At 37.1% G+C, this 8,847-nt stretch carries 11 protein-coding genes; 4 read left to right on the plus strand and 7 right to left on the minus strand.

All coding sequences use genetic code 11. From position 1 onward, the window contains the following. From AB1397_00275 to amrS, 4 genes are all read left to right on the plus strand, one after another. On the plus strand, nucleotides 1–338 hold a 338-nt coding region (locus AB1397_00275; protein MEW6481441.1), incomplete at its 5' end, for a hypothetical protein. An 83-nt stretch (nucleotides 339–421) separates the two neighbouring features. Further along, nucleotides 422–1,114 (plus strand): anaerobic ribonucleoside-triphosphate reductase activating protein, encoded by a 693-nt coding sequence (locus AB1397_00280; GenBank protein ID MEW6481442.1) that lies wholly within the window; start codon nucleotides 422–424, stop codon nucleotides 1,112–1,114. After that, nucleotides 1,111–1,404, plus strand: a complete 294-nt coding sequence (locus AB1397_00285; protein MEW6481443.1) for a hypothetical protein — start codon at nucleotides 1,111–1,113, stop codon at nucleotides 1,402–1,404. Before AB1397_00280 ends, AB1397_00285 begins: the two co-directional genes overlap by 4 nt. A 45-nt stretch (nucleotides 1,405–1,449) precedes the next feature. Beyond that, nucleotides 1,450–2,622 (plus strand): AmmeMemoRadiSam system radical SAM enzyme, encoded by a 1,173-nt coding sequence (amrS, locus tag AB1397_00290; protein MEW6481444.1) that lies wholly within the window; start codon nucleotides 1,450–1,452, stop codon nucleotides 2,620–2,622. Here the strand turns inward: amrS and AB1397_00295 are convergent. The 7 genes from AB1397_00295 to AB1397_00325 all read right to left on the minus strand — a co-directional run. After that, entirely contained in the window at nucleotides 2,619–3,344 is a 726-nt protein-coding gene (locus AB1397_00295) for a polyprenyl synthetase family protein (GenBank protein MEW6481445.1), read from the minus strand. The genes amrS and AB1397_00295 overlap by 4 nt on opposite strands. Then, nucleotides 3,319–3,534, minus strand: a complete 216-nt coding sequence (gene xseB, locus AB1397_00300; GenBank protein MEW6481446.1) for an exodeoxyribonuclease VII small subunit — start codon at nucleotides 3,532–3,534, stop codon at nucleotides 3,319–3,321. The genes AB1397_00295 and xseB overlap by 26 nt, the downstream gene beginning before the upstream one ends. A gap of 1 nt (nucleotide 3,535) precedes the next feature. After that, nucleotides 3,536–4,186, minus strand: a complete 651-nt coding sequence (locus AB1397_00305; protein MEW6481447.1) for a protein-L-isoaspartate(D-aspartate) O-methyltransferase — start codon at nucleotides 4,184–4,186, stop codon at nucleotides 3,536–3,538. Further along, nucleotides 4,167–5,039: a decaprenyl-phosphate phosphoribosyltransferase gene (locus AB1397_00310; protein ID MEW6481448.1), complete on the minus strand. Its 873-nt coding sequence runs from the start codon at nucleotides 5,037–5,039 to the stop codon at nucleotides 4,167–4,169. The genes AB1397_00305 and AB1397_00310 overlap by 20 nt, the downstream gene beginning before the upstream one ends. 10 nt (nucleotides 5,040–5,049) lie before the next feature. Further along, nucleotides 5,050–5,808 carry an acyl-ACP--UDP-N-acetylglucosamine O-acyltransferase gene (gene lpxA / locus AB1397_00315; GenBank protein ID MEW6481449.1) on the minus strand — a complete coding sequence of 253 codons (759 nt, stop codon included), beginning with the start codon at nucleotides 5,806–5,808 and terminating at the stop codon, nucleotides 5,050–5,052. Nucleotides 5,809–5,965: 157 nt separating this feature from the next. Then, nucleotides 5,966–8,371, minus strand: a complete 2,406-nt coding sequence (gene gyrA / locus AB1397_00320) for a DNA gyrase subunit A (protein ID MEW6481450.1) — start codon at nucleotides 8,369–8,371, stop codon at nucleotides 5,966–5,968. An 81-nt stretch (nucleotides 8,372–8,452) separates the two neighbouring features. Further along, the coding region (locus tag AB1397_00325) for a T9SS type A sorting domain-containing protein (protein MEW6481451.1) at nucleotides 8,453–8,847 on the minus strand (395 nt) is incomplete at its 5' end.

Here is an 8,847-nt window from a genome sequence, read left to right on the forward strand (position 1 = left end):
ATAATTTTATAAAGTTTTCCTTAAGATTATCTAAACACATACATTTTGTAAAGCGTTATGGAATTAACTATAAGACTAACATCATAGTTGAAAACTCAAAAGCAAGGCGGATAACTCAGATGCCAAATCAAAAGGTAATATTCAAAATTAACCAAAGAACCTGTGGAGAAATTGAAATGAGGAATGACAGCGAAGTTCATTATAGGGAGATTAAGTTCTGGCTGAGTAAAATACATATTGTTAATCTGCTTTTTGAAAAGATAGTGCCTATCAAGCAACATAGCAACAAAATATTGGTTTATGGTAAAGCTATAAAAAAATTTGGCAGGTGGAGTTAAAAGGGAAAGAGAATTTTACATAGAATTTTACATTTTGAATTACATTTTGCATACGAAGTATCGCGAAGCCTTTTTGAATTTTTATGATGAAAATAGCAGGCTTTCAGGGTGTCTCTTTGATAGATTATCCAGATAAGGTATCATCTGTAATATTTACCTCTGGGTGTAATATGAGGTGTCCATTCTGTCAAAATAAAGACCTTGTCCTCTCTAATAATGGATTTTTAAATGAAGATGATATTTTGAAGGCCATCATTGAAAGAAAGGGATTTATTGATGGTGTTGTGATTACAGGTGGTGAGCCAACCATACAGGATGGGCTTCTTGATTTTTGTAAAAGGCTTAAAAGTAATTCCCTTCTTGTTAAGCTTGATACAAATGGGTATCTTCCAGATGTCTTAAGAGGTCTTATAGAAAATAAGGCAATTGACTATATTGCCTTAGATATTAAATCTACATTCTCTTCCTACAATAATGCTTGCGGAATTGATGTGGATATAAGTAAAATTAAAGAATCATTGGAAATTTTAAAAAATTCAAATATAGATTATGAAATCAGGACAACAGGGGTTCCCTCCCTGATTGATGAAGAGGTGATAAGAGAGATTGCTTCCTATATCCCTTGGACAAAGAGGTATGTCCTTCAGCAATATAGGAATAAGAAGACATTGAATAGGGATTTTGAAAAGATTCTTCCCTATTCTGGTGAGGTGCTTCTTTCCTTTAAATCCATAGCTGAAAAATCTATTAAAGAGGTATTGATAAGAGGCATATGAACACAATTGATGAGATAATTAGGGAATTTGAGAGTGCTTTAATAAGGATTGAGATTTTAATATTCTTTTCAAAGAATCCCTATACGATGGATACAATAAGCAAGTTTTCTACCTGGATAAAAAAGTCACCCTCTGATATAGCAAAGGAATTTGAGTTCTTTGTAGAAAATGGCATTATCGAGAAGATGGGAGAGGGTGAGAATGCTATATATTCCTATACATCAGACCTTGATATTACAAGCAAAATTGAAGAATTCATAAAAACACTTGGAAAAAGAAGGGTGATTTAAAAAATCAAAATGCAAAACTTAAAAATTTAAGGTAAAATTACAATTATGACAAGGAGGGATTTTCTTAAAAAAGCTGGTATTGGAATTGCAAGCTGTGGGATAACTGGGGGTATTTTAGCCCTGCAAGACGAGGATGAAGAAGAAAAGGGGCTTGAGGCTGTTCCCACAAAGGAAAAAAATATTGAGCTTTGGAAATGGGCAAAGGAGGGCTATTATTACACAAAGCTAAAGAATGGAAAGATAAGGTGTAAAAAATGCCCACATCGCTGTTTATTAAAGAAGAATTACAGGGGTGCTTGTAAGACAAATGTAAATAAGGATGGTGTTTTATATTCAAAATCTTACGGAAACCCCTGTGTTATAAATATAGACCCCATTGAGAAAAAGCCATTTTTCCACTTCCTTCCAGGAACAAAGGCATTTTCCATTTCCACCGCAGGGTGTAATTTGAGATGTCATTATTGCCAGAATTGGGATATCTCACAGAAAAAGCCAGAGGAGACAAGGAATTACGACCTCCTTCCCGAAAAGCTTATAAGCCTTGTCTGTGAATGGAGGAATAAGGATTCAGGTGTCCAATCCCTTGCTTATACCTATGGTGAGCCTGCCGCATTCTATGAATATATGATCGATTCAAGTGTATTGGCAAAAGAAAAGGGAATTAAAAATATTGTGATTACCGCTGGCTATCTTGATAGAACCCCATTGAAACGGCTTTGTAAAGAGGTGGATGCCATAAAGATTGACCTTAAGGGATTTGATGAGGATTTTTACAAAGATATCTGCTCTGCTGAGTTGGATTATGTTAAGGAGGCCTGTGAGATAGTGGCAGAATCTGGTGTTTGGTTTGAGATTGTTAATCTTGTTGTTCCAACCCTAAATGATGATATGGGAAAAATTAAGGCAATATGTAAATGGGTATATAGCCTTTCACCTGACATCCCCCTTCATTTTTCAAGGTTTCATCCACAATATAAGCTCTTAAACCTTCCTCCCACGCCCTTTGAAACCCTATTTTCTGCCTATAAAATAGCAAAGGATTGTGGGATAAACCATCCCTATATTGGGAATATCCCAGACGGAGAATGGAACAATACATATTGCCCAGGATGCAAAAAAATGCTTATTGAAAGAGCAGGTTATAGCGTTCTTAAAAATCTAATAAAGGATGGAATGTGTCCTGGTTGCAAAAGAAAGATTTCTGGATTCTGGGGCTAATTTTTAAAATAAGAGAGAAGCTTTATCAAAGGATTATCCTTTTTAAATATAGAAAGGGAAATTTTTGCTTTATCCAAAAGCCCTGGCATCCTTTCTTCATAATCTTTTAAGATTATCCTCTTGTCAACCCTGTCATCCTTTAATTGAAACAAAAGACCAAAGTTTAATCCAAATTCCCTCAAAGCTTCAATTTGTTCTTTGCTTCCCTTTCCAATCATTCCTCCCGAAACACAGGATGCCATAAATAGCTTTGCCGTCTTATTAAGGTTAATATTATCTTGGTTTTGCGATTTTAAAACATCTTCTGATTGCCCCAATACCATTCCATCCATACCAATTGCCTTTGCAATTTCCTTTGAAATTAAAGGATAGTCAGAAAGAATTTCAAACGCCAATGTAAGCAAGCCATCTCCTGCAAGGATTGCTAAAGGAATCCCATATTTTTTATAGACAGATGGCTTTCCCCTCCTTTCTTCATCTAAATCCATAATGTCATCGTGAATAAGGGAATATGTATGAATAAGCTCAATGGCTACACAAACATCCAATGCTTTTATAAAATCTCCAGAAACAACCTCAGAGGAAAGAAGGCAAAGAATGGGTCTTATCCGCTTGCCACCAGGGAATAGGGAATATTCAATTGCATCTTTAAGCAAAGAAGGGGGTTTTAGAGAGATAATAGAACCTATTCTCTCATCAATTAAGGCTCTCTTCTTTTCCAACCAATCTTTCCCCTTCTGTTTCACTGATTATCTTTATCTTTCTCTCTGCACTCAAAAGCTTTTCTTGACAGAGCTTTTTTAAAGCAATTCCTTCCTCAAAAAGGGCTATGGATTCATCCAAACCAATCTCTTGCTTTTCTAAGATTTGAACAATCTCCTCCAGCCTTTTTAGTGCATCCTCAAATTTCATATCATTCCTTAAATCCATATTTTCCAATCAGAGGGACAAATACACACCCTCCCCTATCTTTTTCCTTTATCATCCCCTTTTCCTTTGTTATCACAACAAGCCTCTGGGTATACCTTTCTCCCATTGGGATAACCATAATTCCGTTATCCTTAAGTTGGTCTATAAGGGGCTTTGGGACATCTGGAGATGCGGCGGTTATGATTATCCTGTCATAAGGTGCATATTCTGGAAGCCCTAATGTTCCATTGCCAACTATAAGATGGACATTTTTAATCCCAAGTTTCTCCAATCTCTTTCTTGCCCTCTCTCCTAATTCAGAAATCCTTTCAATTGTCCAAACCTCAGCTGCCAAATAGCTTAATATTGCAGACTGATAGCCAGAGCCTGTTCCTATCTCAAGAACAACCTCGTCCCCCTTTAATTCAAGAAGGGATGTCATCAAAGCAACAATGTATGGCTGGGAGATTGTTTGGCCATAGCCTATAGGAAGGGGAAAATCTTTATATGCATCCTCTCTTTCTCTTTCTTCAACAAATACATCCCTCGGAATATCTAGCATTGCAGATAAAACCCTCTTATCCCTAATTCCCCTTCCCTCTATCTGCTCCTTAACCATCACCTTTCTTCTTTCCTTATAAATATCTTCTTCCATAAATAATTAACAAAACAGAGATTATCCAAAGGAACAAATTGACCATTAAAGGCTTATCCTGAGTTATATCTATCTCAGGGCTTCCACCCCTCCCTTTTTGGTGGACAAGATATAAATATCTAAATACCCCATATAAAACAAAGGGTATGGTTAAGGGAAAGTATTCTCCAAATTTATCCCTTACTTGAAAGGCATATAAAGAATAGGCAATAATAGCTGCACCTGTTATGGCTGAGATCATCTCATCAATAAAGGAAAGGCTATACTCAGAGAGGATTTCGCGATGCAATGATGCATCGCTCTCTAAAAGGACAAGCTCGTGCCTCCTTTTGCTTAATATAAGGAATAAAGCTATAAGCATTGTGCAGATAAGAAGCCATAAAGAGATAGAAACACCAATAGCAAAAGCACCTGCAATAACCCTTATTACAAACCCGAATGAAAGAGAAAGGATGTCAATAATGACAATATTTTTAAGAAAAAAAGAATAGAGCAAAGAAAGAAGGAGATAAGAAACAAGGCAAAGGGAAAAATTATAATTTATAAAAAATGAAGAAGAAATAGAGGCAATAATAAATAAAAAGACAAAAATTATACACTCCCTTTTTTTTAGAACGCCGGATACAATAGGCCTCTTTGACTTCAATGGATGTAGGGCATCTTTTTTTTGGTCAATTATATCATTGATGAGATAGCCAGAGCCTGCAATAAGACAAAATAGGACAAATCCCAAAGAAACCTTAAGTAAAGAGGCTGGATCATTTAGCCTTTCTCCAAAAACCAGAGCAGCAAACACAAAGAGGTTTTTTACCCATTGCTTCGGCCTCATACTAATTATTAAAGAATACATCATAAATCCTAAATCAACATATCCCCCTTTTAGAGCTTTTGATAAATTCAACAAGATGAGCTATCTCAGGAGAAGGGGGAATCTCATCCTTTATTTTTATAAGTGCCTGGCTGATATTTAGATGGGAGCGATATAACAGCCTAAATGCATTTTTTATGTCTTGCCTCATCTTGCTTGGTATTCCATTTCTTTGAAGCCCGATACTATTTATCCCAATGCAGGAAGCAGGGTGTCCATCAGCAATAAAATATGGTGGAACATCTTGGGTAACCTTTGAAGAGCCACCAATCATAGAGAGGCATCCAATTCTAACAAATTGATGTATGGCAACAAAGCCCGAAATTATAACCTTGTCCTCCACCTCAACATGACCGGTTAAGCCTGCAAAATTTGTAACCACAACATTATTTCCAATCTTGCAATCATGGGCAATATGGGAATTTGCCATAATAAAGTTATTATTTCCTATTTGCGTGCTTTCCCCTTCATAAGATGAGCGATGGATGGTTGCATATTCACGGATGATGTTATTGTCTCCAATAAAACAATAGGATTTCACATTCTTCCATCCTGCAATCTGGGGATCATTTCCAATAACCGCACCTATATCAATATAGCAATTTTTTCCTATCCTTGTTCCTTTTTTTATCACCACATATGCCCCTATTTTTGTTCCATCTTGAATTATAACATCCTCCTCTATAATGGAAAAAGGGCCAATTTCAACCTTTGCTCCTATTTGTGCATCCTTATGAACAATTGCATTTTTCATTTATCGTAACTATTCACCTTCTGACAAGTAAACAATAAACCACCAAAATCCTAAATCCAAAATCCAAAACAAATTCCAAGCACCAAATTACACACAGCAAGGTTTTGGATTTTGTTTGTTTTGCTATAGTCTATCTTCTATTTTCTCTCTTCTGGTATCATTCTTCAGCAACAATAGGTGCATAGGCAACAACTTTATCATCCTTCTTTAATCTCACCAGGCAAACACCCTTTGTATTTCTTCCGATCATTCTAATATTTCCTACAGAAATTCTTATAACCATTCCAAGTTGTGTAATTAAAACAATCTCATCAGCCTCATCTACCTCAAGAATTCCAACAACATTACCATTTCTTTCATCCGTCTTTATGTCAATAATTCCCTTTCCTCCCCTTTTCTGCAATCTATAAAGCCCGATTAAGCTTCTCTTTCCAAAGCCATTCTCTGTTATTGTAAGAAGGTTTTTTCCCTCTTTTATTACTTCCATCCCAATAAGAAAATCATCCTGGTCAAACCTCATTCCAATAACACCACCTGCTGTTCTTCCCATAGGCCTTGCATCGCTTTCCTTAAACCTTAATGCCTTTCCCTTTCTTGAGGAAAGGATTATCTCATCCTTGCCAGATGTTAAATTAGCAGAGATAAGGGAATCACCTTCTGAGATATCCATTGCAATTATTCCCGTTGTGCGTGGATTTGAGAATTGTGAAAGCTCTGTCTTCTTTATCTTCCCAAGCCTTGTTGCCATAAGGATATATCCATCCCTAAATTCACGAACCGGGATAATTGCTGATGGTTTTTCATTTTCGAGTATAGAAATAAGGTTTATTATGGGCTTTCCCCTTGAAAGCCTTCCTCCCTCTGGAATATTATATACCTTAAGCCAATAGACCCTTCCTTTGTCTGTAAAGATAAGAAGAAAATCGTGGGTTGAGGCAATGTATAGGTGTTTGACAAAATCTTCCTCCCTTAATTCAAGGCCAGAGACACCAACACCTCCCCTGTGTTGCTTTTTATACACACTTACCGGAATCCTTTTGATATAGCCCCTGAAGGAAATGGTAATTGCAACATCCTCCTCCTTTACAAAATCCTCCATCCTAAATTCTTCCTCTTCGGGAATAATTATTGTTCTCCTTTCATCCTTGAATTTCTTTTGCAATTCCAGAATCTCATCCTTTATAACCCCCAAAATCCTCGGTCTTGAGGAAAGGAGGGAATTAAGGTATTCAATCTTTTTTATAAGCTCAAGGTATTCTTTTTCTATTTTGCTTTTCTCAAGCTTGGTTAGCCTTTGAAGCTGCATCTCAAGGATTGCCTGGGCTTGCTTTTGTGAAAGGGCTAGTTCTCCCACAAGGGTATTCTTTGCCTCTTTTGGCTCCTTTGAGCCCCTTATAATCTTTATCACCCTATCAATATTTTTCTGGGCAATCTTTAGACCTTCAAGGATATGAACCCTTTCGCTTGCAAGGTTTAATTGATATTTTGACCTCCTGGTAATAATCTCAACCCTATGCTCAATATAGCATTCAAGAATTCTTTTTAAGGGCATTATCTCAGGGCTTTTATCTTTTATAACAAGCATAATAATTCCAAAGCTTGTCTGAAGTGGGGTGTGTTTGTATAGCTTGTTTAGAATAACATTGGGGTTTTCATCCCTCTTTACCTCAAAGACAACCCTTATTCCATCCCGATCAGATTCATCCCTTAATTCGGATATTCCTAATGATTTTTCCCTATTTACCTCAACAATCCTTTCAATGAGGGCTTTTTTGCTAATCTGATAGGGAATCTCTGTAATTATTATCTTTTCCCTTCCTTGCTCCCTTTCAATATTTGCCTTTCCCCTTATTACAATAATACCCTGTCCTTTCTCATAAGCCTCCCTTATTCCCGAGGAGCCAACAATGTATCCTCCGGTTGGAAAATCAGGGCCTGGGATAATCTTAAGAAGCTCATCTATACCAATTTCAGGATTATCAATTATTGCAATAATGCCTTGAATTACCTCATAAAGGTTATGTGGCGGAATATTCGTTGCCATGCCAACCGCAATGCCAGATGAGCCATTTATAAGGAGGGAGGGAAGCAAGGCAGGAAGAACCTCTGGCTCCTTTAGGCTATCATCAAAATTTGGGATAAAATCTACGGTTTCATCCTCAATGTCTAAAAGGAGGTTTTCGGTTATAGATGCTAGCCTTACCTCGGTATACCTCATCGCTGCTGGAGGGTCGTCATCTAAAGAGCCAAAATTTCCCTGCCCATCAATTAAGGGGTATCTACAGGAAAAATCCTGTGCCATCCTAACCAAGGTGTCATATACAGCCTGGTCGCCATGTGGGTGATACTTTCCCAGAACCTCTCCCACAATCCTGGCTGATTTTTTATATGGCTTGTTATGGAATAAATCAAGCTCAGACATTGCATAGAGGATTCTTCGGTGAACCGGCTTAAGCCCATCCCTGACATCAGGAAGGGCCCTTCCAATGATTACAGACATAGCGTAATCAAGGTAGGAGGTCTTCATCTCCTGCTCAATATAAGACTCAATAATTTCAGACATTTCTATTATATGATACAAAAAGATAGATGGTTTCAGCAAGGATTATTTGGGATTAAGCAGGTTATGAAACAGCGTAAGGGATTACCTCACCACCATTGACTTTATGGCGGAAAAATCATCTGCTTTTAGTTTATAAAAGTATAAGCCTTTTGAAAGGTTTTGTCCAGCATTATTTTTTAGGTCAAAGAATATTGCCCTATCCTTTTGGGTATATGAGCCTTTAGGTTTTTGTCCTAGCTCTATTGTCCTTACCCTTTGTCCAAGGATGTTATAGATTTCAAGAGAAACATTTGAATCCTTTGCTAGCTTGAATGGGATATAGCAGGGATTATTGGCTGGATTGGGATAGGATTGAAGGAGCTCTGATTGGGATGGGATTAAAGGCTTAATGGTTATCTCTTTATCTTTTATTTCTAAGGGAATCCTCTCAGCCAAAAGGTCAAAGAGAAGGCAGGAGGTTATGCTTATCCTCTCTT

The sequence above is a fragment of the bacterium genome (genome assembly GCA_040756715.1).
Lineage (GTDB): Bacteria > UBA9089 > UBA9088 > UBA9088 > UBA9088 > JBFLYE01.